We start from the raw sequence: 26,987 nt of genomic DNA, 5'->3' as shown, positions 1-26,987 counted from the left end.
CGCACCGACGCGGCCACGACAGGAGTGACAGCACATGGAGTACCGCTACCTCGGCAACTCGGGCCTCAAGGTCTCCGAGATCACGTACGGCAACTGGCTCACCCACGCCTCCCAGGTCGAGAACGACGCGGCGATCGCCTGCGTCAAGGCCGCCCTCGAGGTCGGCATCTCGACGTTCGACACCGCCGACGTCTACGCGAACACCGGCGCCGAGACGGTCCTCGGCGAGGCGCTGAAGGGGGAGCGCCGCCAGTCGCTCGAGATCGCCACGAAGGTGTTCGGCCCGACCGGTCCGAAAGGCCACAACGACACGGGACTGAGCCGGAAGCACATCCTCGAGTCGATCGACGGCTCGCTCCAGCGGCTGCAGACCGACTACGTCGACCTGTACCAGGCGCACCGCTACGACCACGAGACCCCGCTCGAGGAGACGATGCAGGCGTTCGCCGACATCGTCCGCCAGGGCAAGGTCCTGTACGTCGGCGTCTCCGAGTGGACGGCCGACCAGCTCCGTGCCGGCGCCGCACTGGCGAAGGACCTCGGGTTCCAGCTCATCTCGAACCAGCCGCAGTACTCCGCGCTCTGGCGGGTCATCGAGGAGGAGGTCGTCCCCACCTCGAAGGAGCTCGGCATCTCGCAGATCGTCTGGTCCCCGATCGCCCAGGGCGTCCTGACGGGGAAGTACCAGCCGGGTCAGCCGCTGCCCGAGGGCTCGCGCGCGACCGATGACAAGGGCGGCGCGAAGATGATCGAGCGCTTCATGAACGACGAGGTGCTCACCGCCGTGCAGGAGCTCAAGCCGGTCGCGGACGAGCTCAGCCTGTCGATGGCGCAGCTCGCGGTCGCGTGGGTCCTGCAGAACGAGAACGTGGCGTCGGCGATCATCGGCGCCTCGCGACCGGAGCAGGTGCACGACAACGCCGGCGCTGCCGGGGTGCAGATCCCGGCCGAGCTGATGTCCCGCATCGACGACGCCCTCGGGTCGGTCGTCGAGCGCGACCCGGCGAAGACGAACGACAGCAGCCCGAAGACCCGCGAGGCGTAAGCCGCGCTACCCGGCCGGGAGGAGCCTCCCGGCCGGCTTCACACGACAGGAAGCGGCTCGAACCGCGGGACCCCGGAGTTCGAGCCGCTTCCTGTTGTGCGGCGCCGAACGGCACCGGGGCGGGGCTGCGCCGGGCCGACCACGGCGCCGGGCCGGGGCACGACACCGGGCCGGGGCACGACACCGGCACCAACGCAAAAGAGCCCCTCACTCTCGTGAGGGGCTCTTCACCGTGGCTGGACGCGGCGTCGATCCGCGGACCTTTCGATTTTCAGTCGAACGCTCTACCAACTGAGCTACCCAGCCGTGGCGACCCTGACGGGACTTGAACCCGCGACCTCCGCCGTGACAGGGCGGCACGCTAACCAACTGCGCTACAGGGCCATGTGGAATTGCTGTTGTTGCTTCGGTTTCGTTCTGTTCTGCTTGCTGTCCCCCGATGAGGAGTGACCCCAACGGGATTCGAACCCGTGCTGCCGCCGTGAAAGGGCGGTGTCCTAGGCCACTAAACGATGGGGCCGCAAGCAGTGCATCGCGCTACCGATGGACAAGCATACGGACGGTCGGCCCTCTTGCCAAATCGAGCCCGTCCGACGTCGTCCTTCGGCGTGTCGCGGGTCCCCGGTGGCACCGGAGTGGCACCGGGGGCTGGACCTCCACGGACCTTCAGCAAGTGAGCCGAGCGGAGTCCCACGGTCACGCCCACACCGGTGGAAGCATCGACGGCGGCCGCTACCCCTCCACGGGGGTGTTCCCGGGCTCGGTCGTGTTGTTACTGTTGCGGTTGTTGACAGTGGGACGCGCGCCGCTCCGCACTGTTACGAAATCGAGACAATGACGACATCCTCAACGCCCGCTCACCCCCGCCGCCGCTTCGTCGCCGCCGGGGTGTCCGTCGTCCTCGCGGCCGGCGCCCTCGTCGCACTCGTGCCGAGCGGCGCCGCGTCGGCTGCGAGCTACCCGAGCTGGGCCGACGTGCAGGCCGCCAAGCAGTCGCAGGCCGCACAGTCCGACAAGGTCTCGGAGATCAAGGGCCTCATCGCCGACCTCGAGTCCGCGTCCGCGGCCAAGGAGAAGGCCGCCGCTGCCGCGGGTACCGCCTACCAGGACGCGCAGACCGAGTACGACCGCAAGGCCCTCGAGCAGCGGAAGCTCCAGGAGCAGGCGGACGAGGCCGACAAGACCGCCGCCGCGTCCGAGGCACAGGCGGGTCAGCTCGCCGCGCAGCTCGGCCGCTCGAACGCCGAGGACGTCACGACGGACCTCCTCACCAAGCCCTCGGCCTCCGGTGACCTGCTCTACGAACTCGGTGCCATGTCGAAGCTCACCGAGCAGGCCGACGGCATCTACTCCGAGGCGAGTCAGGACCGCGGCACCGCCCAGGCGCTGGCCGACAAGGCAGCGGTCGCCGAGGACGCGCTCGGCGAGCTCGCCGAGCGGGCCCAGGCGAAGATGCGTGCCGCGCAGGACGCGGCTGACGAGGCGCAGTCCGCGGTCGCCGCCCAGCAGGCGAACCAGGACCGTCTGGAGGCCCAGCTCGCGGCCCTGACGTCGAAGACCGAGACGACGCAGGCCGAGTACGAGAAGGGCGTGCGCGCCGAGAAGGCGCGGCAGGCCCGGATCGCGGCCGCCCGGGCAGCAGCCGCCGCTGCAGCGGCACGGGCCCTGCCGCCGGCCGCGACCCCCGGTGTCCCGGCACCCGCGACCGGGAACGTGCCCGCGGCCTCGTCCGGGTGGGTCCGCCCCGCGGCCGGCTACCAGTCGAGCCCGTACGGCCTCCGCGTCGACCCGTACACGCACGTCTACACGCTGCACGCGGGCGTCGACCTCGCGCCGGCCTGCTACTCGCCGATCTACGCCGCGACCTCCGGCACGGTGACCTTCGCCGGGAACGGCGGTGGGTACGGCAACGAGGTCGTCCTCGACAACGGCGGCGGCATCTCGACGGCCTACGGGCACATCGTCGACGGCGGGATCATGGTCTCGTCGGGGCAGCACGTGACCGCCGGACAGCAGATCGCCCAGGTCGGCTCGACCGGCTGGTCGACCGGCTGCCACCTGCACTTCGAGACCCGGGTGAACGGCGCCGCCGTCGACCCCGTCCCCTTCATGGCAGCGCGGGGGATCTCGGTATGAGCACGAGCACTGCCAGGAGGCACTGACCCCATGAAGAAGCCTGCACGTTCCCTGGTCTGCGGGATCGCCACCGTCTCGATGCTCAGCCTCGGGCTGTCCCTCGCGGTCGCCGTCCCGGCCCAGGCCGCACCCTCCGCTCCGTCGTGGGAGGACGTGCAGGCGGCCAAGGACGACCAGGCCGCGTCGCAGCGGACGGTCGACGAGCTGACCGACCGCCTGTCGTCGCTGCAGGCCACGGTCGACCGCACCGGCGCGACGGTGCAGCAGGCCGGGCAGACGTACGCCCTCGCCGCGTCCGAGCAGCAGGAGGCGAAGGACACCCTCGACGGCCTCACCGGCCAGTCGGAACGTGCCCGGGCCGCCGCCGACGAGTCGGCCGGTCAGGTCGCCGCGCTCGTCGTGGAGCTGTCCCGCTCCGGCGGCGGCGACCTGTCCACCTCGATGCTCGTGGACGCGCACGACGCGTCGGACCTGCTGTACCAGGTCGGCACGATGTCGCACCTGTCCGAGCGGTCGGCGACGGTGCTCGAGCGGGCGCAGGCCGACCAGCGGACGGTCGAGTCGCTCGCCGCGCAGCAGCGGCAGGCGACGGCCGCCCTCGCAGACGCGACCGCCGCCACGAAGGACGCCCTCGACACCGCGAACGACGTCGCCGCCGCCGCGCAGGCAGACCTCCAGGCCGGTCAGGAGGAGCAGGACGAGGTGCTCGAGCAGCTCGCGTTCCTCAAGGGCACGACGGTCGCGACCGAGCAGGCCTACTGGTCGGCGAAGCAGGCCGAGGAGGCCGAGATCCAGCTCGCCGCCCAGGCGTCACGCGATGCCGCCCGTCCGACCGGCTCGGGAGCAGGACGCCCCACCGCGGACGACGACGACGACGGCGGGACGAGCGCCGTACCGTCGGCCGGCAAGCCGTCCGCGTCCAAGCCCTCCGCGTCCAAGCCGTCCGCGTCGAAGCCCTCAGCGTCGAAGCCGTCGGCGTCGAAGCCGGCCGCTCAGAAGCCGGCGGCCGCGCAGCCGTCCGCCCCGAAGCCGGCAGCACCCCGACCGGCAGCACCCGCCCCGCAGCCGGCAGCGCCGAAGCCCGCCGCGCCGAAGCCGGCCCCGGCTCCCGCCGCGCCCAAGCCGGCCCCGGCGCCGAAGCCCGTCGTCAGCAGCCCGTCGAAGGCGGCCGGTGCGATCGCCTACGCGCGCGCGCAGCTCGGCGATGCATACGTCATCGGCCACGCCGGACCGGACACGTGGGACTGCTCGGGCCTCGTGATGATGGCGTACAACTCGCAGGGCATCGCGACCGGCGGGCACAACGTGGTGTGGCAGTACAACCACTTCGCCTCGATCGGCCGACTCGTGCCGCTGTCGCAGCGCCAGCCGGGCGACATCCTCTTCTACTCGAACAACGGCGCCGCGTCCGGTGGGTACCACGACTCGATCTACACGGGCAACGGCCGCATGGTCGAGGCCGCGCGCCCCGGCGTCGGGGTGGTCGAGCGGGCCGTCTGGACCCCGAGTCAGCTGCTGCCGTACGTGGCTCGTCCCAGCGGGTCCCTCTAGCGAGCACGACGCCGCAACGAACAACGCGCCCCGTCGGAACGGGGCGCGTTGTTCGTCGGAGGGCGCGAGGCCCCGGCGTCAGTGACCGGTCGGCACGTACGCGGCCTGGCCGGCCTGCACGATGGCCTCGGCCTCGGCGGCGTCGCCCCAGCCCTCGGCCTTGACCCACTTGTTCGGCTCGAGGTCCTTGTAGCGCTCGAAGAAGTGCGCGATCTCGGCCTTGGTCTGCTCCGGGACGTCCGCGATGTCCTGGATGTGCGCCCAGCGCGGGTCCTTCGCGGGGACGACGAGGACCTTCTCGTCCTTGCCGGCCTCGTCGCTCATCTTGAAGACGCCGACCGGACGGACCTTGACGCCCACGCCGGGGAAGGTCGGGAACTCGAGCAGGAGCAGCGCGTCCACGGGGTCGCCGTCGTCGGCCAGGGTCTTCTCGAAGAAGCCGTAGTCCGTCGGGTAGACGAACGAGGTGAAGAGCACGCGGTCCAGGTACACGCGACCGGTCTCGTGGTCGACCTCGTACTTGTTGCGGCTGCCCTTGGGGATCTCGACGACGACGTCGTACGCGGCCATGTGCACTCCTTGGTTGTTCCGGTGGTGGTCTGTCGGCCGTCGGGACGGCCCGGCTAACGTTACCGGGTGAACACTCCGCGCCCCCGGCTGGACCCCGCGGTCGCCGGGATCCGGCGGTCCGTCCGGTCCCTGCTCGACCGCGCCCGCGCCGACGGCACCGTCGCGCCGGGCGACCTCGTCCTCGTGGCCCTCAGCGGCGGCCCCGACTCGCTCGCGCTCGCGGCCGCCACCGCCTTCGAGGCGCCGAAGCAGGACCTCCGTGCCGGCGCGGTGGTCGTCGACCACGCGCTCCAGGCCGGGTCCGAGGCGGTCGCGGGACGGGCCTCCCGGCAGGCCGCGGAGCTGGGGCTCGACCCGGTGACCGTCCGCCGGGTCACCGTCGGCCCCGACGGCGGTCCGGAGGGCGCCGCCCGGGAGGCCCGCCACGCGGCCGTCGCCGAGGTCGCGGCCGCCACCGGGTCACCCCTCGTGCTCCTCGGGCACACGCTCGACGACCAGGCCGAGACGGTGCTGCTCGGCCTGCTCCGCGGCAGCGGACCGGACAGCCTGTCCGGGATGGCACCGTTGACGGCCCGCACCGCGGGGCCGGCGTACGGACGTCCGCTCCTCGGGGTCCGGCGGCACGTGACCCGGCAGGCCTGCGCGGCCTCCGGCCTGGTGCCGTGGGACGACCCGCAGAACACCGATCCGGCGTACGCCCGCGTGCGGGTCCGGACCGCGCTGATGCCGGTGCTCGAACGCGAACTCGGCGCCGGCGTCCCGGAGGCCCTGGCCCGCACGGCCGACCAGCTCCGCGAGGACGCCGCCGCGCTCGACCACTTCGCCGAGGAGATGGCCGAGGACCTCGCCGAGCACTCCGAGGCGGGCATCTCCCTGTCCGTCCCGGAACTGGCCGCGAACCCGCCGGCGCTCCGGCAGCGACTGGTCCGGCTCGCGGTGGAGAGCGAGTTCGGGGTCACGCTGTCCCGGACGCAGACGCTCGAGGTGTGCCGACTCGTGACCGACTGGCGCGGGCAGGGGCCGATCGACCTGCCGGGCGTCCGGGCCACGCGGTCCGGGGAGCGGGTGTCCTTCGCCGCCAGGGAGCCGCACGCGGGCGGTTAGGGTGGTGTGGTGGAACTCTCCGACGTGCAGGCAGACCTCTCCGAAGTGCTCTTCACCCCCGAGCAGATCGACGACAAGATCGCCGAGCTGGCCGCCGCGGTGGACCGGGACTACGCCGGGCGCGACCCGCTGCTCGTCGGCGTGCTGAAGGGCGCGGTCATGGTCATGGCCGACTTCTCCCGCCACCTCAAGATGCAGGCGCGGATGGACTGGATGGCCGTGTCCTCCTACGGTTCCGGCACGAAGTCGTCCGGTGTGGTGCGGATCCTCAAGGACCTCGACACCGACCTGCACGACCGCGACGTCATCATCGTCGAGGACATCATCGACTCCGGCCTGACGCTGTCCTGGCTCAAGCAGAACCTCGAGTCCCGCGGGGCCGCGAGCGTCGAGATCGTCGCGCTGCTCCGCAAGCCCGAGGCCGCCAAGGTCGAGGTCGACGTGAAGTACGCCGGCTTCGAGATCCCGGACGCGTTCGTCGTCGGGTTCGGTCTCGACTACGACGAGCGCTACCGCAACCTGCGCGGCATCGGCGTCCTCGCGCCGCACGTCTACTCCTGACAGCGAAGCGGGAGTTCGCCCGCAGAGGACACCCATTCTCGCCACAGAGTGACCGCCGTATGCTGACTCGCACGCACTTCAGGCAGAGAAAGGTGTCGGGCCGTCGGGCCCGGATCACATGGACTTCAAGCGCATCCTCCGCGGGCCGTACATCTGGATACTGGTCGCGCTCGTGGGGATCTTCATCGGATGGACGTTCATCGCCCAGTCCGGTACCCAGGAGATCTCCACGCAGAAGGGCCTCGAGCAGCTCTCGGACGGCAAGGTCTCGGCGGCCGTCATCAACTCCACGGAGCAGCGCGTCGACCTGACCCTCCGCGGTGACGGCGGCACCGAGCAGTTCTACTACTCGACGCCCCGCGGGCCCGAGGTCGTCGAGGCGGTCTCGCAGGCCGACCTGCCGAAGGGCTACAACGACCACGTCCAGCAGTCGAACGTCCTCGTGTCGCTCCTGCTCACGCTGCTGCCGTTCCTGCTCATCGGTGCCCTGTTCTGGTTCCTGCTCTCGAGCGCCCAGGGCGGTGGCTCGAAGGTCATGCAGTTCGGCAAGTCCAAGGCCAAGATGAACAACAAGGAGAACCCGCAGGTGACGTTCGCCGACGTCGCGGGTTCCGACGAGGCGATCGAGGAACTCCACGAGATCAAGGAGTTCCTCAAGGAGCCGGCGAAGTTCCAGGCCGTCGGCGCCCGGATCCCGAAGGGCGTGCTGCTGTACGGCCCTCCCGGCACCGGCAAGACCCTGCTCGCCCGCGCCGTCGCGGGCGAGGCCGGTGTGCCGTTCTACTCGATCTCCGGTTCGGACTTCGTCGAGATGTTCGTCGGTGTCGGCGCGAGCCGCGTCCGTGACCTGTTCGACCAGGCCAAGCAGAACTCGCCCGCCATCGTCTTCATCGACGAGATCGACGCCGTCGGTCGTCACCGCGGCGCCGGCATCGGTGGCGGCAACGACGAGCGCGAGCAGACGCTGAACCAGCTCCTCGTCGAGATGGACGGCTTCGACGGCAAGACGAACGTCATCCTCATCGCGGCGACGAACCGCCCCGATGTGCTCGACCCCGCACTCCTGCGCCCGGGTCGTTTCGACCGGCAGATCGGCGTCGACGCGCCGAGCCTGCAGGGCCGCAAGCAGATCCTCGAGGTGCACGCGAAGGGCAAGCCGCTCGCCGCGAGCGTCGACCTCGAGCTGCTCGCCCGCAAGACGCCCGGGTTCACCGGCGCCGACCTGGCGAACGTCCTGAACGAGGCCGCGCTGCTCACCGCCCGCTCGAACGCGCAGCTCATCGACAACCGTGCGCTCGACGAGGCCGTCGACCGCGTCATGGCCGGTCCGCAGCGCCGCACGCGCATCATGTCCGACCAGGAGCGCCTCATCACGGCGTACCACGAGGGCGGCCATGCCCTCGCGGCCGCGGCGATGCGCCACACCGACCCGGTCACGAAGATCACGATCCTGCCGCGCGGCCGGGCCCTCGGCTACACGATGGTCCTGCCGCTCGAGGACAAGTACTCGGTCACCCGCAACGAGCTGCTCGACCAGCTCACGTACGCCATGGGCGGTCGCGTCGCCGAGGAGATCGTGTTCCACGACCCGACCACGGGTGCGTCGAACGACATCGAGAAGGCCACCGGCACGGCGCGCAAGATGGTCACCGAGTACGGCATGAGCCGTGCCGTCGGGTCCGTCAAGCTCGGTGCCGGGTCCTCGGAGCCGTTCGTCGGCCGGGACATGAGCGGTGGCACCGGACGCGACTACTCGGAGAACATCGCCGAGACCGTCGACGCCGAGACCCGCGCCCTGCTCGAGGCCGCGCACGACGAGGCCTACCAGGTGCTCAACGCCAACCGCGACATCCTCGACCGTCTGGCCGGCGAGCTCCTCGAGAAGGAGACGCTCGACGCGCCGGAGCTCGTGGAGATCTTCAAGGACGTGCGCAAGCTGCCCGAGCGCCCGCAGTGGCTCTCGAGCGACAAGCGCCCGGTGAGCGACCTGCCCGCGATCGAGGTCCCGGGCAAGGCCGCCGCGACGGCCGAGGAGCCCGTCGGCATCGACGCCTCGAAGCCCCGTCGTCACCGCCCGTTCGGCAACCCCGGTATCGCCCCCGCGTAGGCCGGCATGACGGACCTGCCGACGAGACGGTCGCGTCGGCTCGCCGAGGTGAGTCGGGCGCGCGAAGCAGCAGCAGGACCGGCGACGGTCGCGATCGACCTCCGAGCACCAGCCCCGGTGCCGGAGGTCGTGACCGGCCGTCGCCGTGACCGCTCCACCGGGGACCCCACCCGGGTGATGGGCATCCTCAACGTGACGCCCGACTCGTTCAGCGACGGCGGCCTGCACCTGGCGGTCGACGCAGCGCTCGAGCACGCCCGGCACCTCGTCGCCACGGGTGCCGACATCGTGGACGTCGGTGGGGAGTCGACGCGGCCCGGTGCCGAGCGGGTCCCCGCCGAGGTCGAACAGGAACGCGTGCTCCCGGTCGTGCAGCAGCTCGTCGCCGAGGGCGTCGCGGTGAGCATCGACACCATGAACGCGAGCACCGCCGCACGCGCGGTCGACCTCGGCGCCGCGATCGTGAACGACGTCTCCGGCGGACTCGCCGACCCGGACATGGTGCACGTGGTCGCCGACTCCGGTGTCGGGTACGTCGTCATGCACTGGCGTGGCCACAGCGACCGGATGCACCGGAACGCCGAGTACACCCACGCGGTCGAGGAGGTGCGGCGGGAGGTGGAGATGCGGGTCGCGGAGCTCATCGTCCTCGGTGTCCGTCAGGAGCAGGTCGTGATCGACCCGGGGCTCGGCTTCGCGAAGCAGGGGCGGCACAACTGGGAGATCCTGGCGGGCTACGACCGGTTCGCGTCCATCGGGCTCCCGGTCCTGGTCGCCGCCTCCCGGAAGCGGTTCCTGGACGGCGTCGGCAGCCCCGCCGGGGCGCCACCGGCCGAGCGGGACCTGGCCACGGCGGCGATCAGCCTGCTCGCGGCCGAACGCGGCGCATGGGGCGTCCGCGTGCACGACCCGGCGCCGACCCGCGCCGTGCTCGACGTCTGGGACGCCTGGAGGGCAGCTCGATCATGAGGGACACCATCCGCCTCGTCGGGGTCCGCGCACGCGGCAACCACGGGGTCTTCGAGCACGAACGCGCCGACGGGCAGGACTTCGTCGTCGACGTCGCGGTCGAGGTCGACGCCACCGCGGCCGCCGACTCGGACGACCTCGCCGAGACCGTGCACTACGGGGTGCTCGCCGAGCAGGTCGTCGCCGAGGTCGAACGCGACCCGGTCGACCTCATCGAGACCCTGGCCGAGCGCATCGCCGCCGTCGTCCTGACCCACCGGGCTGCCCTGGCGACCGAGGTCACCGTGCACAAGCCGCAGGCGCCGGTCACGGTGCCCTTCACCGACGTGTCGATCACGATCCGTCGTGCGCGCGCGAGTGCGCCCGACGGGACCGAGGAGGAGGAGTGACGCGCGCCGTCATCGCCCTCGGTGCCAACCTCGGCGACCGGGGAAGCACCCTCCGAGCCGCCGCCGCCGCGATCGCCGCGCTGCCCGGGGTCCGTCCGGTGGCGTCCAGCTCCGAGGTCGAGTCCGTCGCCGTGACCCTCGACGGCCCGGACACGACGAGGCCCCGCTACCGGAACGCCGTCGTGGTGGTCGACACCGACCTCGCGCCGGACGAGCTCCTCGACGGGTTGCACGGCATCGAGGACGAGCACGGCCGGACGCGGGACGTCCGCTGGGGCGACCGGACGCTCGACCTCGACGTCATCGCGATCGACGACGAGCGCATCGACACCGCGACGCTCACCGTGCCGCACCCTCGGGCGCACGAGCGCGCGTTCGTCCTGGCCCCGTGGGCGGACGCCGACCCGGACGCCGTCCTGCCCGGTCACGGCCCCGTCGCGTCGCTGCTCGCGGCCGTGGGTGACGACACCGAGCGCGTCGACGAGCCGCGGCTGTTCGACGCGACCGCCCCCGCCGCCGAGGTCGTCTCGTGAAGCCGACCCGGGCCTCCACGCTGATCGGCGTCGCGGTGGTCGCCGCGGTCGCCGGGTTCGCCCTCGACACCGCACTCACCGCGCGGCAGTCCCCGACGCTCCTCATGTCGGTGCCCCTCGGTCTGACGCTCGCGTTCATCGGCATCGCGCTGCTGTTCATGGCCGCGCCGATCCGCCGGCAGACCCGCGGCCGCGCGGAGCGCCGGGTCGACCCGATGTACGCGACCCGCGTGGTGTTCCTCGCGAAGGCCTCGAGCATCTGCGGCGCGCTGTTCGGCGCGTTCGCCCTCGGACTGCTCGTGTACCTCCTGACCCGGTCGGTCCTGCCTTCGCTAGGCTCGACCCTGCCGAACGCGGTGGCCTTCGGCGGCGGGATCGTGCTCACCGTGTGCGCCCTCGTCGCCGAGCGGATGTGCATCGCGCCGCCCCCGGACGAGGACGACCACGACGGGCGGGGCGCCACCACGGCCTGACCGGTGCTGCCGGTCGACGAGGACCGATCCCCGCAGACCAGGAGACCCGATGCCGCTCGAACGACTCGACGAACACGGTCTCGGCCTGCACGACGTCACCTGGACCCGGGTCTCCGCGAAGCTCGTCTGGACCGACCTGGTCGGCACCGTCCTGGTCGGCGTCGTCGTCACGGCGGGGCTCGTGCTCCTCGGGGTCGCGAGCGGCGGCACGGGCGGCACGGCGGGCCTCGTCTGGTTCGTCCTCGCCGCCGCGGTCGCCGCGATCACGCTCGTCACCGCCGCCCTCACCCCGCGTCGGATCCGGTCGATCGGGTACGCGTTGCGCGAGGACGACCTGGTGCTCCGCCGCGGGCTGATGTGGCAGCGCTTCACGGCCGTGCCCTACGGACGGCTGCAGCTCGTCGACGTGAACCGGGGACCGCTCGACCGGGTGCTCGGGATGAGCGAGCTGAAGTTCGTCACCGCGGCGGCCTCGTCGAACATCCGCATCCCCGGCATCCCGGCGGACCAGGCCGACGAGCTGCGCGACCGGCTCGTCGAACTCGCCGAGTCCCGGCGCGCGGGTCTGTAGGCCCGTCATGACGTTCCGACCCGACGCTCCGCTGCCCGCACCGCCCCGCTCGGGCGATGCGGCCGCGGCCGCTCCGCTCACCGACGGCGAGTGGCACCGCCTGCACCCGCTCACGCCGCTGCTCAAGGGCGGGATCTTCCTCGTCGTGATCCTCGGCTACGTCCTCAACAACCTGCGCGACCAGATCGTCGAGGTGTTCATCCCGGGCGGGGGCGGTCCGCAGGAGGACGGCGACCCCGTCCGCTACGTGTACGAGCACGGCGTGGTCGGCTGGGTGCTGCTCGGGATCGCGGTCCTGCTGCTCGTGCTGATCGGGTTGTTCTACCTCTCGTGGCGGATGCACGAGTTCCGCGTGACGGGCGAGATCGTCGAGGTGCGCTCGGGTGTGGTGTTCCGGACGCACCGGAAGGCCCGGCTCGACCGCATCCAGGGCATCAACATCTCGCGGCCGCTCATCCCGCGGCTGTTCGGCACCGCGAAGCTCGAGGTCGCACAGGCCGGCAACGACGCCAACGTGCAGCTCGCGTACCTGGGAGCGAAGGCCGCGGACGACCTCCGGCAGCGCATCCTCGTGCTCGCCTCGGGCGCGAAGGACCCGGAGCGTGACCCGCGAGCGGCCGCTGCGGGGCTCGGGAGGCCGCACGGGCGCGTCGGGGAGTTCCTGGCACCCGAGCTCGACCCCGAGGCCGTGCAGGCGACCCGGGTCGTCCGGGTGCACCCCGGACGGCTCATCGCGTCGATGCTCCTCTCCGGCACGACGGTCGTCATCCTGCTCCTCGTCGTCGCGATCATCGTGAGCATCAGCCTGACCGGGCAGTACTTCCTGCTCGTGTCGCTGTTCCCGGCCGTCATCGGTGCCGGCAGCTACTACGTCCGCAAGTTCTCGAAGTCGCTCCGGTACACGATCGCGGAGACCCGGGACGGCATCCGGATCGGCTTCGGGCTGTTCTCCACCTCGAACGAGACGCTGCCGCCGGGCCGGATCCACGCGGTGAGCGTCGCCCAGCCGCTGCTCTGGCGTCCGTTCGGCTGGTGGGACATCCGCATCAACCGGGCGACGAACGCCGGCAACGGTGCGTCGACGAACCAGCAGGCCTCGTCGATCGTGCTGCCCGTCGGGACCGCGGCCGACGTCCGACAGGTGCTCGAGATCATCCTGCCGGAGCTCGTCGGCACAGCGGTCGTCGGCCCGACGGCGTCGATGGAGCGGTTGCGCGAGGGGTCGGCGGAGGCCGTGGGCGTCGTTGACGACAGCCTCACCACCACCGGCGACCAGGGCGGCTTCGTCCACTCACCCCGGCGCGGTCGGTGGCTGCGCCCGTTCTCCGCGTCCCGCAACGGGTACCGCTTCGTGCCCGGGGCCGTGCTGCTCCGGCTCGGAGCCGTGTGGCGGTCGCTCGTGGTCGTCCCGCTGCCACGGGTGCAGAGCGTCAGGGTGACGCAGGGACCGCTCGAGCGCGTGCTGCGCGTCGCGTCCGTGCACGTGCACACGGTCGCCGGCCCGGTGTCGGCCCGCGTCGGCGCGCTCGACGCCGGCGACGCGCAGCGCCTCTGGTCCGGCACGACCGAGCGCGCGGTCGCGGCGGCCGCGGCCGACACCTCGCACCGCTGGCGGGACGGCCAGGAGGCCCGACCCACCGCCGACCCGTCGGCGCACGGTCCCCATGGGGCCGGGCCGGACGGCGGAGGCCGGGCCGACGGCCGGCCGGTGCCCGCGTGGTTGACGCAGGACGGGCCTCCCGACTGGCACGCCGTCCCCACGCCGGGAGCCCCGCGATGAGGGCCGGGCGCCTCGGCGTCGGCGTCGTCGGCGCCGGACGGGTCGGTCCCGTGCTCGGTGCGGCGCTCGCGAACGCCGAGCACGCCGTCGTCGGCATCACGGCCGTCTCCGAAGCCGGACGTGACCGGGCCGAGGCGATGCTGCCCGGGGCGCCGGTGCTCGGGACGCCGGAGCTCGTCGAGCGCAGCGAACTCGTGCTCCTCGCCGTCCCGGACGATCAGCTCCCGTCCCTCGTGCAGGGCCTGGCGGACGCGGGCATCTGGCAGCCGGGGCAGCTCGTCGTGCACACCAGCCCGGACCACGGCGTCGACGTCCTCGCCCCGGCCATGCGTGCCGGCGCGATCCCGCTCGCGATCCACCCCGCGATGGCGTTCACCGGGACGAGCGTGGACCTCGCCCGACTCCGGGACGCGTACTGCGCCGTGACCGCCCCCGCGCCGGTGCTCCCCATCGCGCAGGCCCTCGTCGTGGAGATGGGCGCCGAGCCGTTCGTCGTCGCCGAGCGGGACCGGCCGGCGTACGCGGACGGGGTGCGTGCGGCGGTGGGCTTCTCGACGGCGATCGTCGACCAGTCCGTCGGGGCGCTCGCCGGGATCGGCGTGGAGCACCCCGGGCGGGTGCTCGGGGCGCTCGTGCGGTCCGCCGTCGACAACGCACTCACGGCGGCCGACGGACAGTCCAGGCTCTGAGGGACGGCCGGGGGAGTGCAGCCGGGCGGGTAGCATCGACGCGATCCCCCACGACCTCCGGAGCCGCACCCGCATGACCGACGAGACCGCCCCCGCCCTCACCGACACCGCGGCCGACACCGCGGTCGCCGACGCTGCCGCACTGGCCGAGCAGGAGACGAGCGAGCAGCGCCAGGTCCGACTCGACAAGCGCGCACGGCTCCTCGAGTCGGGTGTCGACGCCTACCCGGCCGAGCTGCCGATCACGACGACGATCCCGGCCGTCCGCGCGCAGTACGCCTCCCTGGAGACCGGCGAGGAGACCCAGGACGTCGTCGGCGTCGCCGGCCGTGTCGTGTTCTCACGGAACACCGGCAAGCTCTGCTTCGCCACCCTGCAGTCGGGTGACGGCGCCCGCATCCAGGCGATGGTCTCCCTGGCCGAGGTCGGCGACGAGTCGCTCGCCCGGTGGAAGGAGTTCGTCGACCTCGGCGACCACGTCTTCGTGCACGGCCGGGTGATCTCCTCACGTCGTGGCGAGCTGAGCATCATGGTCGACGAGTGGGCGATCGCGGCGAAGGCCATCCTGCCGCTGCCGAACCTGCACAACGAGCTCAACGAGGAGACCCGGGTCCGGCAGCGCTACCTCGACCTCATCGTGCGTGAGGACGCCCGGAAGACCGTGCGCGCCCGTGCCGCGGTGATGTCGTCGCTCCGCCAGACCTTCACGTCGCACGAGTACCTCGAGGTCGAGACCCCGATGCTCCAGACCCAGCACGGCGGCGCCTCGGCCCGGCCGTTCGTCACGCATTCGAACGCCTTCGACACCGAGCTCTACCTGCGCATCGCGCCGGAGCTGTTCCTCAAGCGAGCGGTCGTCGGCGGCATCGACCGGGTGTTCGAGATCAACCGCAACTTCCGGAACGAGGGAGCCGACTCGTCGCACTCGCCCGAGTTCGCGATGGTCGAGGCGTACCAGGCGTACGGGAACTACGAGCAGATGGCCGACCTGACGCAGGAGCTCGTGCAGAACGCGGCGAAGGCCGTGACCGGTGGGTCGCTCGTCGTCACGCTCGCCGACGGCACCGAGTACGACCTCGGCGGTGAGTGGGCACGCATGGACATGTACGGGTCCCTGTCCGAGGCATCAGGCCACGAGATCACCCCCGAGACACCGCTGTCCGAGCTGCAGGCGCTCGCCGAGGCCGAGGGCGTCGAGGTCGCGCACGCCACGCACGGCAAGTACGTCGAGGAGCTCTGGGAGCACTTCAACGGCGACGAGCTGCACGCGCCGACCTTCGTGATGAACTTCCCGGTCGACACCTCGCCGCTGACCCGGCAGCACCGCACGCGACCGGGCATCGTCGAGAAGTGGGACCTCTACGTCCGCGGGTTCGAACTCGCCACGGCGTACTCCGAGCTCGTCGACCCGGTCGTGCAGCGGGAGCGCTTCGTCGAGCAGGCGAAGCTCGCGGCCGGCGGCGACCCCGAGGCGATGCGTGTCGACGAGGAGTTCCTCCGCGCGCTCGAGCACGCGATGCCGCCGTCGGGTGGCATGGGCATGGGCGTCGACCGGCTGCTCATGGCCGTCACCGGCCTCGGCATCCGCGAGACGATCCTGTTCCCGCTGGTCAAGTAGAGCCGGCTCCCCCGGGGAGGCCCGGTGCGCGTCGGACGCACACCGGGCCTCCGGACCGAGCGGGGTACCATGAGCACGTGCCGAATGGACTCGTGAGTGGGATCGTCTTCGCCCTGACCCCGACCGTCCTGCTCGGGCTCATCTTCTGGTTCGTCATGCGCGCGATCATCCGCGCCGACCGGACCGAGCGCACCGCCTACGCGAAGATCGAGGCGGAGGAGCGCGCCCGCTTCGAGCGCGAGCGCGGCATCGCCACCACGGCCCCGTCCAGCGCCGAGTAGTCGGGCCAGCGCCGAGACGTCAGGCCAGCGCCGAGACGTCGGGCCAGCGCCGAAGAGTCGGGGTCCGTCCGCCTGCGGCACCGTCCGGTGTCCTGCCGGTCACCCGTCGTTCACGCCGTCGTCGTCCTGCGGTGTGAGCATCGTCGGCATGACCGTCCTGCACCCCTCCGCCTCCCGCAGCCTCGTCGGCGACATCGAGAGCGAGTACGACGAGTTCGACCGCGACGCCGACCTCGAGGTCTCGAAGGCCAGGGACGGGTGGCTCGAGCCGTCCTGGTGACACCGCCGCGGCATCCTCTTCGGGGTACGTCGACCGGATCGCCCGATCCGGCACGACGTACCCCGTTCCCGTTGTCCGGATGACGTTGCACCCCGGGGTACAGGTGTCCCCCTCGGCGCCCAGCGGGAGTTGCACCCGTGTGATTCCGCCCCGATCGGCGCACTGACGGCGATCGGCAGCAGGTGTCCGGCGGGGTGGCGACTCGCCTCCGATCTGTCCCCCGGTCGTGAACCACGGAGATCCCTGGGAATCGATCCGGCGGGTTTGTGGGGTACAGCCCCGGACCACCAAACTCGGTCTCAGCCCACGAAGGACCATCCGTCACAGGCAGGGAGAGTCACCATGGCGATCGCAACGGCCGCACCCAGCACCACCTCGCGCCGCACCAAGAAGGCAGCGACCAAGACCACCTCCACCGAGGCGACCACCCTCGACACCGTCGCCGAGGTCGAGGCCGACGAGCAGCTCGCCGGCGTCCGCGGTGCCTCCGTCGACCAGGTCGGCGACTACCTCCGCCACATCGGCCGTCTCGCGCTCCTCACCGCCGAGGAAGAGGCGGACATCGCCCGTCGCATCGAGGTCGGCCTCTTCGCCGAGGAGAAGCTGCACAACGAGCAGGGCCTCGACAAGACGCTCGAGCGCGAACTGCGCTGGCTCGTCCGCGACGGTGAGCGCGCCAAGGAGCGGATGATCACCTCGAACCTCCGCCTCGTGGTGAGTATCGCCAAGCGCTACTCGCAGCGCGGCCTGCCCTTCATGGACGTCATCCAGGAGGGCAACCTCGGCCTGGTCCGTGCGGTCGAGAAGTTCGACTTCACGCAGGGCTACAAGTTCTCGACGTACGCCACGTGGTGGATCCGCCAGGCGATCTCGCGCGGTCTCGCCGACAAGGCCCGCACGATCCGCATCCCGGTGCACACCGTCGAGCTCATCAACAAGATCTCGCGCACCGAGCGCGACCTGACCGTCGACCTCGGCCGCGCGCCGACGCCCGACGAGGTCGCCGCCGAGCTGAGCATGAGCGTCGAGGAGCTCGTCGACCTCAAGGGCCGCTCGCACGAGCCGGTCTCGATCCACACCGTCGTCGGCGACTCCGACGACAGCGAACTCGGCGACTTCATCGAGGACGAGGACGCCGCGAGCCCGAACGAGCTCACCGAGACGACGCTCCTGCACCGCGACCTGCGCTCCATCGTCGCCGAGCTGCCGAGCGACGAGGCGAACGTCATCCGCATGCGCTACGGCCTGGACGACGACAAGCCGATGACCCTCGACGAGATCTCGAAGATCGTGCACACCACCCGACAGGCGGTCAGCCGTGTCGAGTCGCGTGCCAAGCTGCGCCTGTTCGCCAAGGCGGTCTCGCAGGACATGCAGCTGTACCTGACCGAGTAGGTCAGCAGGCTCCGGCCGGCCCTGACGGGTCCGGCCAGGGGATCCGGGTCGGTCCGTGGGAAGACGATCCGTGGGGTGATGGGATGAGGCCCGTCCGGTGCAGACCGGGCGGGCCTTCCGTCGTTCCCGGGCGCGGTCGGTTCCGTGCACCCACGGGGCCGGGAGGCTCGTCCCCCGTCAGTCCTCGGTCTCGCGTCGGAGCTTCTGCCGCAGGTCGTGCGGGATGAGCTCGATGAGCTGGTCCGGCCGGAGCGGCAGGTCCAGGAGGCCGAGCTTGAGCCGTCCGGTCCGGCCGTGCCGTTCCGCGTCGAGCCGCACCACGCTGCCGGCGTCCTTGCGGAGCCGCACCTCGAGCTGCGCGCCGGTCGCGACCTCGCCGACGACCAACCCGTCGACCTCGAGCGCCGCGCTGCGGGTGCCCTCGGCGATGTCGAACCGGTAGCGCTCGCGGGCGGCGAGCACGACCGAGCGGTCGATCCCCGCCATCGGGGCCACCGGCGTGACGACGGACCCCGACAGTGCGGGGGACAGGACCGGGCCACCCGCCGCGTAGTTGTAGGCGGTGGACCCGGCGGGCGTCGCCGCGACGACGGCGTCTGCGCGGTAGTACCCGTACATGAGCCCGCCGACGCTGAGGTCCGCGGACACCTGGCCGGCACCGGGGCGGCGGACGATCGTGATGTCGTTGAACGCCAGGTAGTCGGTGCGGGCTCCACCCCACGAGAGCCGGGCCTCCAGCGCGTGGTGCGGCTCGAGCTGGTACTGCCCGGCCGACAGCCGTTCGAGCGCGGCCTCGAGCTCGGGCGGCTCGATCTCCACCAGGAACCCGACGTTGCCGTAGTTGACGCCGAGCACCGGCACGGGCCGACGGGCGACGAGCCGCATGGCGCCGAGCATCGTGCCGTCCCCGCCGAGCGCGACGACGAGGTCGACCCGTTCTGTGAACTCGTCGTCGTCCACGACGTCGATGTCACTCCGGAGCCGGGCCGCGTCGATGCTCCGCGCCATGAGCCGGCCCGCGCCGGACGCGTTCCAGCGGTCGAGGATGTCGACGGACTCCTGGACGTTCTTCGACGGGTGGACGACGAGGCCGACGACGGGCTGCTCCATGCTGCGGATCGTACCTGGCGGCGGTCGGGAACCGTCGGGCGGGAGCCGTCTGCGGGAGCCGGGACGGGCCTCCCGGCCGGGCCGGTGCGCCGTGCGCACCGAGGTCACGCCCACGGCGAACAGGGGCAGCCCTACCGGGGAGCGCTGGTTAGTCTCGATGTACGTGACCGGACTCAGACGAGTCCGGCTGTCGGCCCCCGTTCCAACGGGGCCAAGGGAGAGCACATGTTCGAGAGATTCACCGACCGGGCCCGTCGTGTTGTCGTCCTCGCTCAAGAAGAAGCGAAGATGCTCAACCACAACTACATCGGTACGGAGCACATCCTCCTCGGCCTCATCCACGAGGGCGAGGGCGTCGCCGCCAAGGCGCTGGAGTCGCTCGGTATCTCGCTCGACGCCGTGCGCGAGCAGGTGCAGGACATCATCGGGCAGGGCCAGCAGCAGCCGACCGGGCACATCCCGTTCACGCCGCGCGCCAAGAAGGTCCTCGAGCTGTCCCTGCGCGAGGCGCTGCAGCTCGGCCACAACTACATCGGGACCGAGCACATCCTGCTCGGCCTCATCCGCGAGGGCGAGGGCGTCGCCGCCCAGGTCCTCGTCAAGCTCGGCGCCGACCTCAACCGGGTCCGCCAGCAGGTCATCCAGCTCCTGTCCGGCTACCAGGGCAAGGAAGCGGTCGCCGTCGGCGGCGAGCAGCAGCAGAACGCGCAGCAGGGTTCGCAGGTCCTCGACCAGTTCGGTCGGAACCTCACCCAGGCCGCGCGCGACGGCAAGCTCGACCCCGTCATCGGGCGCGAGAAGGAGATGGAGCGGGTCATGCAGATCCTCTCCCGCCGCTCCAAGAACAACCCCGTCCTGATCGGCGAGCCCGGTGTCGGCAAGACCGCCGTCGTCGAGGGCCTCGCCCAGGCGATCGTCAAGGGCGACGTGCCTGAGACGCTCAAGGACAAGCAGCTCTACTCGCTCGACCTCGGGTCGCTCATCGCCGGGTCCCGCTACCGCGGTGACTTCGAGGAGCGCCTCAAGAAGGTCACGAAGGAGATCCGCACCCGCGGCGACATCATCGTCTTCATCGACGAGATCCACACCCTCGTGGGTGCCGGTGCCGCCGAGGGCGCGATCGACGCCGCCTCGATCCTCAAGCCGCTCCTCGCCCGCGGTGAGCTCCAGACCATCGGTGCCACCACGCTCGACGAGTACCGCAAGCACTTCGAGAAGGACGCAGCCCTCGAGCGCCGCTTCCAGTCGGTGCAGGTCAACGAGCCGTCGCTGCCGCACACGATCAACATCCTCAAGGGCCTCCGCGACAAGTACGAGGCGTTCCACAAGGTGTCCATCACCGACGGGGCGATCGTCTCCGCGGCGAACCTGGCGGACCGCTACGTGCAGGACCGCTTCCTGCCGGACAAGGCCATCGACCTGATCGACGAGGCCGGGGCTCGCCTGCGGCTGTCGATCCTGTCCGCGCCGCCGGAGCTCCGCGAGTTCGACGAGAAGATCTCGACGGTCCGCGGGCAGAAGGAAGCCGCCATCGAGGAGCAGGACTTCGAGAAGGCCGCGAGCCTGCGCGACGAGGAGAAGAAGCTCCTCGGCGAGCGTCTCCGCCTCGAGAAGCAGTGGCGTGCGGGTGACGTCGCCGCGTCCGGCACCGTCGACGAGGGCATCATCGCCGAGGTCCTGGCGCAGGCCACGGGCATCCCGGTGTTCAAGCTCACCGAAGAGGAGACTTCGCGTCTCGTCTTCATGGAGAAGGCACTGCACCAGCGCGTCATCGGTCAGGAGGAGGCGATCTCGGCACTCTCCAAGACCATCCGCCGCACCCGTGCCGGCCTGAAGGACCCGAACCGCCCCTCGGGCTCGTTCATCTTCGCCGGCCCCACGGGCGTCGGGAAGACCGAGCTCGCCAAGGCGCTCGCCGAGTTCCTGTTCGACGACGAGGGCGCACTGATCTCCCTCGACATGTCGGAGTTCGGTGAGAAGCACACCGTCTCGCGCCTGTTCGGTGCCCCTCCCGGGTTCGTCGGGTTCGAGGAGGGTGGCCAGCTCACCGAGAAGGTGCGCCGCAAGCCGTTCTCCGTGGTCCTGTTCGACGAGATCGAGAAGGCCCACCCGGACATCTTCAACTCGCTGCTGCAGGTCCTCGAAGAGGGCCGCCTGACCGACGGTCAGGGCCGCGTGGTCGACTTCAAGAACACCGTCATCATCATGACCACGAACCTCGGTTCGCAGGGCATCGCTGGTGGCCCGGTGGGCTTCCAGGTCGAGGGTGACTCGGCCGTCGGCTACGACCGCATGCGCTCGAAGGTGAACGAGGAGCTCAAGAAGCACTTCAAGCCCGAGTTCCTGAACCGCGTCGACGACACGATCGTGTTCCCGCAGCTCTCGCAGTCCGAGCTGCTGCAGATCGTGGACCTGTTCGTGAAGCGCTTGTCGGACCGCCTGCTCGACCGCGACATGACCGTCGAGCTCACGCTCCCGGCCAAGGAGCAGCTCATCAAGGTCGGCTTCGACCCGGCACTCGGTGCCCGACCGCTGCGCCGCGCGATGCAGCACGAGGTCGAGGACCAGCTGTCCGAGCACATCCTGCAGGGTGAGCTCACCGCCGGCGACCACGTGAAGGTCGACTTCGCGGACGGTGCGTTCCAGTTCGAGACCGGGCGTCAGCCGGGCCGCGAAGAGGTCCTCGCCGGCGCTCCCTCGCTCGAGAAGGCGCCGGAGGCGCCGACCGGCGAAGTCGAGGGCTAGCCAGCCCAGGCACAGCACAGACGGGAGGCCCGGTACCAGCTGGTACCGGGCCTCCTGTCCGTCGTGTGGTCGACTCGGTCAGATCTGCGCGTCACCGCGGTCGGCGTCGCTGGCATCGTCATCGCCAGCGACGCCGTCGGAGTCGCCGGTCAGACCATCGGCGAGGCCGTTGGTCTGGTCGAAGACGTGCCCGATCGATTCGTCGTCGAGGTCCGCGAGTGAGCTGCGCTGCTCCGCGTCGCGGTCTGGGTTCGTGTCCTTGTCCATGGGCTGGACGGTACGCCGGAGCCCCCGTGCTGTTCTCAGCACGGGGGCTCCGGTCTCGGTGTCAGGGACGGTCCGGGTCAGGCCTGGACGTCACCGCGCCAGCCGTCGGCAGTGGGGGCTGCCTCGACGCGCTCCTTGTAGTTCTGCAGGTCCTTCTTGACCGCGTGGCCGCCGACGCCGACCGCGGAGCCGATGTGCTCGAGGATGCCCGAGGGCTCCCAGTCGATCTGCACGGTGACGCGGGTCTCGGCGTCCGAGAGCTTGTGGAAGGTGACGACACCGGCGTGCTCGGTCTCGCCGTCCTTGACGGTCCACGCGACGCGCTCGTCCGGGTGCTGCTCGGAGATGACGGCGCGGAACGAACGCTCCTGGCCGGCGACCTTGACGGTCCAGTCGGTGGTGGTGTCGTCGACCTGGACGATCTTCTCGACCTCGTCCAGGAACGTGGGGAACTCCTCGAAGCGGGTCCACTGGTCGTAGGCCGCACGCACGGGGACGTTGACGTCGACGGTCTCGATGATCTGGGGCATTGGTGCTCCTCCTGCTCGTCGTACTGGTGTACCTGGGACGGTAGGCCGATGCGCCTGTGGGGCGTCCCGGTGTGTGTCCCCCGATGACGCGGCCCGATCGTCGCCCGCGCCGTAGGCTGTGGCGGATGACTGAGCACGGACGGCATGCCTTCTCCGAACGGGACGAGCACGGGATCCTGGTGCGCCCCGCGCTGGCATCCGACGTCCCGCACATCCAGCGGCTCATCGCGCCGTACGTCGACCGGCGGATCCTGCTCGGCAAGGAGAACGTCGTCCTGTACGGCTCGATCCAGCAGTTCCGGATCGCCGAGGGGCCGGACGGCGTGCCCATCGGGTGCGGTGCCCTCGCGGTGTTCTGGGACGACATCGCCGAGGTCCGCACACTCGCGCTCGACCAGGACTGGATCCACAAGCGCGTCGGGCACCGGATGCTCGAGGCGCTCGAACACGACGCACGAGAGCTCGGCATCGCGCGGATCTTCTGCCTGACCTTCGAGGTCGACTTCTTCGCGAAGCACGGGTACCTCGAGATCGGCGAGACCGTCGTCCCGCCCGAGGTGTACGCCGAACTCGTCCGCTCGTCGGACGAAGGGGTCGCGGAGTTCCTCGACCTGGCCCGGGTCAAGCCGAACACCCTCGGCAACACCCGCATGCTGAAGATCCTCTGACGGCTCTATCCCTGCCTCGGCGGGGGTCCCCGACCGGTGCGGTGCAGGTGTCTACCCTGTGCGCATGTCGTCGATCCGCCGTCCCGTCGGTCCCGAACGTCCCGCGGTCTACTGGCGCCGTCGCGCCCTCGTGCTCGGGGTCGTCCTGCTCGTCGTGGTGGTCGTCGTGCTCATCGTCGTCGGCCGCGGGAACGGTGCACCCGGTGCCGGTGCCGGTGCCGGAGCCTCGGGGACGCCATCGGCGACCGCAGCCGCACCGGCGGGCTCGTCGGCGCCGCCGTCGTCCGCTCGGTCGTCCTCCACGCCGCCGTCGTCCGCTCCGTCGTCGTCCGCTCCGGCCCGGAAGGACGGGGCCGCGTGCGCCGAGGACCAGATCGTGCTGACGCCCGTCCTCGACGAGCGCGTCTACGCGGCGACGGACGACCCGCAGATCGCGATGACGATCGAGAACACGGGTTCGAACTCGTGCCACATGGACCTCGGGTCGGCGCAGCAGGTGCTCACGATCACGTCCGGTGCCGAGCAGTACTGGTCCTCGAAGGACTGCCAGACCGGCGGGACGAGTCAGGACGTCACCCTCAAGGCCGGCCAGGAGCTCACCACGCCGGCGATCACATGGGACCGCACCCGGTCGTCGTCGACGACGTGCGACGCCGCACGGGCGGCCGTGCCGGCGGGCGGGGCGAGCTACCACCTGCAGGTCGCGGTGGGGGAGATCGAGTCGGCGGAGTCGGTGCAGTTCGTGCTGGAGTGACGGAAGCCGGCCGGTGCACGCGAGCCGGTGGTAGCATTAGTGCAAGTGGATTGGGAAAGCCCGATCGGCGTGCGACCCCCGGCTCTGTCCGGGGGTCTTCGCTGTCAGGGGTAGACCTTCAGCCCCCATCCTCGGACGTCGCCCGCGGGCGACTTCGGCATGCGTTCCAAGACACGCTCCCACGCTCGGTTGGGTTGCTTTGGGTGGAGGAGGTGCGTCCCGATCGGCCGCGCGACCAAGTCAGCGATCTGGAGTCCTGAGCTGTTCGTCTGCTTGCTGGCGATGGTGAACCGGAACGACTCCGGCATACCGCGCATCTTCGTGGTTGCCATGATGCGGTCGAACTCGTCCTCGAGTTCGCGGTCTTCGCGCTTGCCGCGGCTCTCGAACACGAGGACCGTCTCCTGCCGGGCCACACCCCGCTGCTGCAGCTGGAGGAAGACCCGTTCGAGGCCGTACTCCAACGCGACGTGGTACGGGCTGATGTCAGCGCCGACGCGCTCCTTGAACTCGAGTTTCCGGATGGCGGTGGCGATGACCCCGAAGCGCTCGTCGAAGACTGAGTCGATCCGGGACATGAACCGTTGCCGCACGTCGGACCGCAGGAGGACGTCGAAGGGCGGCAGGGACTTGCGGATCTCCCGCTCGTGGAACACGACCATGTCGTGGTTGAAGAAGTCGAACTTGATGCGCTGCATGAGGGGGACGACGCGGTCCACGTACACATCGATGCGGAAGACGCAGAAGGCGAGGACGAAGACCGGGAAGTCCGCGTTGATGCTCGTGAGGCTGTGGTCCCCGCTCTCGTCCACGTAGACGACGTAGCCGCTCGACATGGAACGTCACCATATCAGTAGGTCGCGTAGCGCCCCGCGACGACGAAGCGCCGGGCCGGAGGATGACTCCTCCGACCCGGCGCTCACGATGACCGAGGTCAGCCGATGACGGTGATGTTCTCCGCCTGCGGGCCCTTGCGGCCTTCGGTGATCTCGAATTCGACCTTCTGGTTCTCCTCGAGCGACTTGTAGCCGTTGCCACCGATCGCGGAGAAGTGGGCGAAGACGTCAGCGCTGCCGTCGTCCGGCGCAATGAAGCCGAAGCCCTTTTCGTTGTTGAACCACTTGACAGTTCCAGTTGCCATTTCGGCGTTCCTTACTTTCTTACGTGCGCGGCGAGAGAATTCCACCACCGCGGGTTTCGACGACGTTGCCATCGAGTTGTGTGCGGCACCCGGCATCGAGCGGGGCGACGGAGATCAGAGGTTCAGTGCAATCGGTAGGCACTGACCATCGGGCAGGTGAACGGGTCGCGCGCTGCGAGACCGACCCGGTTGAGGTACCGGACGACGATCCCGTAGGAGCGGAAGATCGTGGTCTCCGTGTACGGGACCCCGTGCTGTTCGCAGTGCTCACGCACGAGGGCCTTCGCACGACGCAGGTTGGGCCGCGCCATGCTCGGGAACAGGTGGTGCTCCGCCTGGTGGTTGAGGCCACCGAGCAGGTGGTCCACCCACACGCCACCAGTGATGTTACGGGAAGTCCGGACCTGGCGCGAGAAGAAATCGATCTTGGCACCTTCGGCGATGACCGGCATGCCCTTGTGGTTGGGTGCGAACGACCCGCCCATCATGACGCCGAAGACCGCCATCTGGACGCCGAGGAAGGCGAACCCGATGCCGAGCGGCATCACGGCGAACACGAACCAGGCCAGCAGACCGAAGCGGGCGAGGAGCAGGACGGCCTCGAGCCGGCGCTCCTGCGGGGTGCCCTTGGCGGCCTTGCCGGTGACGACGGCGCGGATGGAGAGCCAGTGCAGGTTGGCGCCCTCGAGGGTCAGGAGCGGGAAGAACGCCCACCCCTGGACCATCGCGAGGCGGCGGAGGAGTCCGCGACGCTCGACGGCGTCCTCCTCGATGAACACGACGCCGTCCGGCGCGATGTCCGGGTCCTTGCCGATGGTGTTCGGGTTGCCGTGGTGACGGTTGTGCTTGTTCATCCACCACGAGTAGGACAGGCCGACGACGAAGACGCCGAGCCAGCGACCCGCGTGGTCGTTCCACTTGCGGGAGGCGAAGATCTGGCGGTGCGCGGCCTCGTGCGAGAGGAACGCGAACTGCGTGAAGAGGACACCGAGCACCGCGGCCGGGATGAGCTGGAACCAGGAGGCCCCGAGCATGGCGGACACGACGAAGGTCGCGGCGGTGAGGACGGTCAGGACGCTGAAGACGGCCCAGTAGAAGCCGACACGGCGTTCCAGCAGGCCTTCGGTGCGGACCCGCTCGAGCAGGTCCTTGTACGTCGACGTCGGTGTCGGCGCTCCCGGGGTCCGGGCGGTGGTCGGTCGGTAGAGGGTGGGCGATGGTGCCGGCATGGAAGCTGCTTCCCCATCAGGAACAGCCCTTCGGCCGTACAACGAGAGTTCCCGCGATTGCGATTGGTCCGAAGCTAGTGGCGTTGGCTGAGTTCTCACCCCGAGGGGTGGCCTGAGTGCGCCTACAGGATCATCGCGAGCTGGACTCCGATCATCGCGGCGTAGCGTCACGACCATCGACGAAGGGCTGGGCCATGAAGTACCTCATCTACGGGGTCGCCTCGGTCATGACGAGCGACGAGGCGGCGTACGCCGTACTGGACTACGCGACGGCGCTCGCGCAGTCCGGACTCGCGGACCGGGTGGACGTCCCGTCGGTCGACGACTACGGCATGACCGCCACGTCGAGCTTCGTCCTCGCGCCGGCGATCGGTGTGCTGGTGCAGTCAGCACCGGACGACGAGCTGGCACCGGAGACCGACGCCTTCACCGCCGACCTGCGGTGCCGCACACACGCCGTCCAGGCGGGTCGCGCCTCCTGAGCGGACGCC

Annotated in this window: 28 protein-coding genes and 3 tRNA genes; 21 read left to right on the top strand and 10 right to left on the bottom strand. The window is 70.6% G+C overall.

What is annotated here, in order from left to right:
- Nucleotides 1–34 precede the first annotated feature (34 nt).
- Nucleotides 35–1,045 carry an aldo/keto reductase family protein gene (locus DEI91_RS01040; protein WP_111050529.1) on the top strand — a complete coding sequence of 337 codons (1,011 nt, stop codon included), beginning with the start codon at nt 35–37 and terminating at the stop codon, nt 1,043–1,045.
- Between the two features lie 233 nt (nt 1,046–1,278).
- On the opposite strand, the gene DEI91_RS01035 is transcribed toward DEI91_RS01040, so the two are convergent.
- The 3 genes from DEI91_RS01035 to DEI91_RS01025 form a co-directional block, all read right to left on the bottom strand.
- A tRNA-Phe gene (locus DEI91_RS01035) sits at nt 1,279–1,351 on the bottom strand.
- Between the two features lies 1 nt (nt 1,352).
- Nucleotides 1,353–1,429: transfer RNA gene (locus DEI91_RS01030), tRNA-Asp, on the bottom strand.
- Nucleotides 1,430–1,492: 63 nt separating this feature from the next.
- Nucleotides 1,493–1,565 (bottom strand) — tRNA-Glu (locus tag DEI91_RS01025).
- Nucleotides 1,566–1,879: 314 nt separating this feature from the next.
- Here DEI91_RS01025 and DEI91_RS01020 point away from each other — a divergent pair.
- Together DEI91_RS01020 and DEI91_RS16795 are read left to right on the top strand one after the other, a co-directional pair.
- The gene (locus DEI91_RS01020; RefSeq protein WP_181439419.1) at nt 1,880–3,181 is read left to right on the top strand and encodes a M23 family metallopeptidase; all 1,302 of its coding nucleotides are present in this window, start codon (nt 1,880–1,882) and stop codon (nt 3,179–3,181) included.
- 30 nt (nt 3,182–3,211) lie between these two features.
- On the top strand, nt 3,212–4,732 hold the full coding sequence (locus DEI91_RS16795) for an NlpC/P60 family protein (RefSeq protein ID WP_111050527.1): 1,521 nt from the start codon (nt 3,212–3,214) through the stop codon (nt 4,730–4,732).
- Nucleotides 4,733–4,810: 78 nt separating this feature from the next.
- Here DEI91_RS16795 and DEI91_RS01010 read toward each other — a convergent pair whose 3' ends face one another.
- Nucleotides 4,811–5,302, bottom strand: a complete 492-nt coding sequence (locus tag DEI91_RS01010) for an inorganic diphosphatase (protein WP_110825673.1) — start codon at nt 5,300–5,302, stop codon at nt 4,811–4,813.
- A 66-nt stretch (nt 5,303–5,368) separates the two neighbouring features.
- Between DEI91_RS01010 and tilS the strand changes: the two genes are divergently transcribed.
- The 14 genes from tilS (at nt 5,369) to DEI91_RS00945 (ending at nt 18,052) form a co-directional block, all read left to right on the top strand.
- A complete protein-coding gene (gene tilS / locus DEI91_RS01005; protein ID WP_111050526.1) occupies nt 5,369–6,406 on the top strand; it encodes a tRNA lysidine(34) synthetase TilS in 1,038 nt (345 codons plus the stop codon).
- A gap of 9 nt (nt 6,407–6,415) precedes the next feature.
- Nucleotides 6,416–6,967, top strand: coding sequence for a hypoxanthine phosphoribosyltransferase (gene hpt, locus DEI91_RS01000; protein WP_110889508.1), 552 nt, complete (start codon nt 6,416–6,418; stop codon nt 6,965–6,967).
- A gap of 118 nt (nt 6,968–7,085) precedes the next feature.
- The gene (gene ftsH / locus DEI91_RS00995) at nt 7,086–9,074 is read left to right on the top strand and encodes an ATP-dependent zinc metalloprotease FtsH (RefSeq protein WP_111050525.1); all 1,989 of its coding nucleotides are present in this window, start codon (nt 7,086–7,088) and stop codon (nt 9,072–9,074) included.
- 6 nt (nt 9,075–9,080) lie between these two features.
- Nucleotides 9,081–10,043 (top strand): dihydropteroate synthase, encoded by a 963-nt coding sequence (folP, locus tag DEI91_RS00990; protein ID WP_111050524.1) that lies wholly within the window; start codon nt 9,081–9,083, stop codon nt 10,041–10,043.
- A complete protein-coding gene (gene folB, locus DEI91_RS00985) occupies nt 10,040–10,432 on the top strand; it encodes a dihydroneopterin aldolase (protein WP_111050523.1) in 393 nt (130 codons plus the stop codon). Before folP ends, folB begins: the two co-directional genes overlap by 4 nt.
- Nucleotides 10,429–10,965, top strand: a complete 537-nt coding sequence (gene folK / locus DEI91_RS00980) for a 2-amino-4-hydroxy-6-hydroxymethyldihydropteridine diphosphokinase (RefSeq protein ID WP_111050522.1) — start codon at nt 10,429–10,431, stop codon at nt 10,963–10,965. Before folB ends, folK begins: the two co-directional genes overlap by 4 nt.
- On the top strand, nt 10,962–11,438 hold the full coding sequence (locus DEI91_RS00975; RefSeq protein WP_111050521.1) for a DUF3180 domain-containing protein: 477 nt from the start codon (nt 10,962–10,964) through the stop codon (nt 11,436–11,438). The genes folK and DEI91_RS00975 overlap by 4 nt, the downstream gene beginning before the upstream one ends.
- A 49-nt stretch (nt 11,439–11,487) precedes the next feature.
- Nucleotides 11,488–12,009: a PH domain-containing protein gene (locus DEI91_RS00970; RefSeq protein WP_111050520.1), complete on the top strand. Its 522-nt coding sequence runs from the start codon at nt 11,488–11,490 to the stop codon at nt 12,007–12,009.
- A 7-nt stretch (nt 12,010–12,016) separates the two neighbouring features.
- A complete protein-coding gene (locus tag DEI91_RS00965; protein ID WP_111050519.1) occupies nt 12,017–13,789 on the top strand; it encodes a PH domain-containing protein in 1,773 nt (590 codons plus the stop codon).
- Nucleotides 13,786–14,478: a Rossmann-like and DUF2520 domain-containing protein gene (locus DEI91_RS00960; protein WP_111050518.1), complete on the top strand. Its 693-nt coding sequence runs from the start codon at nt 13,786–13,788 to the stop codon at nt 14,476–14,478. Before DEI91_RS00965 ends, DEI91_RS00960 begins: the two co-directional genes overlap by 4 nt.
- A gap of 73 nt (nt 14,479–14,551) precedes the next feature.
- Entirely contained in the window at nt 14,552–16,096 is a 1,545-nt protein-coding gene (gene lysS / locus DEI91_RS00955) for a lysine--tRNA ligase (protein WP_220038002.1), read from the top strand.
- A 77-nt stretch (nt 16,097–16,173) separates the two neighbouring features.
- Nucleotides 16,174–16,377: a hypothetical protein gene (locus DEI91_RS00950; RefSeq protein ID WP_111050517.1), complete on the top strand. Its 204-nt coding sequence runs from the start codon at nt 16,174–16,176 to the stop codon at nt 16,375–16,377.
- A 148-nt stretch (nt 16,378–16,525) separates the two neighbouring features.
- Nucleotides 16,526–16,657, top strand: a complete 132-nt coding sequence (locus DEI91_RS16545) for a hypothetical protein (protein ID WP_258374239.1) — start codon at nt 16,526–16,528, stop codon at nt 16,655–16,657.
- A gap of 342 nt (nt 16,658–16,999) precedes the next feature.
- Nucleotides 17,000–18,052 carry a sigma-70 family RNA polymerase sigma factor gene (locus DEI91_RS00945; RefSeq protein ID WP_111050516.1) on the top strand — a complete coding sequence of 351 codons (1,053 nt, stop codon included), beginning with the start codon at nt 17,000–17,002 and terminating at the stop codon, nt 18,050–18,052.
- Between the two features lie 177 nt (nt 18,053–18,229).
- On the opposite strand, the gene DEI91_RS00940 is transcribed toward DEI91_RS00945, so the two are convergent.
- Nucleotides 18,230–19,162: an NAD(+)/NADH kinase gene (locus DEI91_RS00940; RefSeq protein WP_111050515.1), complete on the bottom strand. Its 933-nt coding sequence runs from the start codon at nt 19,160–19,162 to the stop codon at nt 18,230–18,232.
- 225 nt (nt 19,163–19,387) lie between these two features.
- Between DEI91_RS00940 and DEI91_RS00935 the strand changes: the two genes are divergently transcribed.
- On the top strand, nt 19,388–21,907 hold the full coding sequence (locus tag DEI91_RS00935; RefSeq protein ID WP_111050514.1) for an ATP-dependent Clp protease ATP-binding subunit: 2,520 nt from the start codon (nt 19,388–19,390) through the stop codon (nt 21,905–21,907).
- A 78-nt stretch (nt 21,908–21,985) separates the two neighbouring features.
- Here DEI91_RS00935 and DEI91_RS00930 read toward each other — a convergent pair whose 3' ends face one another.
- Both DEI91_RS00930 and DEI91_RS00925 read right to left on the bottom strand, forming a co-directional pair.
- Nucleotides 21,986–22,174 carry a hypothetical protein gene (locus DEI91_RS00930; RefSeq protein WP_111050513.1) on the bottom strand — a complete coding sequence of 63 codons (189 nt, stop codon included), beginning with the start codon at nt 22,172–22,174 and terminating at the stop codon, nt 21,986–21,988.
- Nucleotides 22,175–22,251: 77 nt separating this feature from the next.
- On the bottom strand, nt 22,252–22,704 hold the full coding sequence (locus tag DEI91_RS00925; RefSeq protein WP_111050512.1) for an SRPBCC family protein: 453 nt from the start codon (nt 22,702–22,704) through the stop codon (nt 22,252–22,254).
- Between the two features lie 125 nt (nt 22,705–22,829).
- Between DEI91_RS00925 and DEI91_RS00920 the strand changes: the two genes are divergently transcribed.
- Together DEI91_RS00920 and DEI91_RS00915 are read left to right on the top strand one after the other, a co-directional pair.
- Nucleotides 22,830–23,372 (top strand): amino-acid N-acetyltransferase, encoded by a 543-nt coding sequence (locus DEI91_RS00920; protein ID WP_181419499.1) that lies wholly within the window; start codon nt 22,830–22,832, stop codon nt 23,370–23,372.
- 64 nt (nt 23,373–23,436) lie between these two features.
- Nucleotides 23,437–24,126 carry a hypothetical protein gene (locus tag DEI91_RS00915; RefSeq protein WP_111050511.1) on the top strand — a complete coding sequence of 230 codons (690 nt, stop codon included), beginning with the start codon at nt 23,437–23,439 and terminating at the stop codon, nt 24,124–24,126.
- A gap of 104 nt (nt 24,127–24,230) precedes the next feature.
- On the opposite strand, the gene DEI91_RS00910 is transcribed toward DEI91_RS00915, so the two are convergent.
- From DEI91_RS00910 to DEI91_RS00900, 3 genes are all read right to left on the bottom strand, one after another.
- Entirely contained in the window at nt 24,231–24,962 is a 732-nt protein-coding gene (locus DEI91_RS00910) for a DUF3800 domain-containing protein (protein ID WP_111050510.1), read from the bottom strand.
- 98 nt (nt 24,963–25,060) lie between these two features.
- A complete protein-coding gene (locus DEI91_RS00905) occupies nt 25,061–25,267 on the bottom strand; it encodes a cold-shock protein (RefSeq protein WP_065963953.1) in 207 nt (68 codons plus the stop codon).
- A 122-nt stretch (nt 25,268–25,389) separates the two neighbouring features.
- Nucleotides 25,390–26,496, bottom strand: a complete 1,107-nt coding sequence (locus DEI91_RS00900) for an acyl-CoA desaturase (protein ID WP_111050509.1) — start codon at nt 26,494–26,496, stop codon at nt 25,390–25,392.
- Nucleotides 26,497–26,690: 194 nt separating this feature from the next.
- Here DEI91_RS00900 and DEI91_RS00895 point away from each other — a divergent pair, with 194 nt between their 5' ends.
- Nucleotides 26,691–26,978 (top strand): hypothetical protein, encoded by a 288-nt coding sequence (locus tag DEI91_RS00895; protein WP_111050508.1) that lies wholly within the window; start codon nt 26,691–26,693, stop codon nt 26,976–26,978.
- Nucleotides 26,979–26,987 lie beyond the last annotated feature (9 nt).

The organism is Curtobacterium sp. MCBD17_032 (genome assembly GCF_003234855.1).
Lineage (GTDB): Bacteria > Actinomycetota > Actinomycetes > Actinomycetales > Microbacteriaceae > Curtobacterium.
This window is presented reverse-complemented; position numbering and strand designations above follow the sequence as displayed.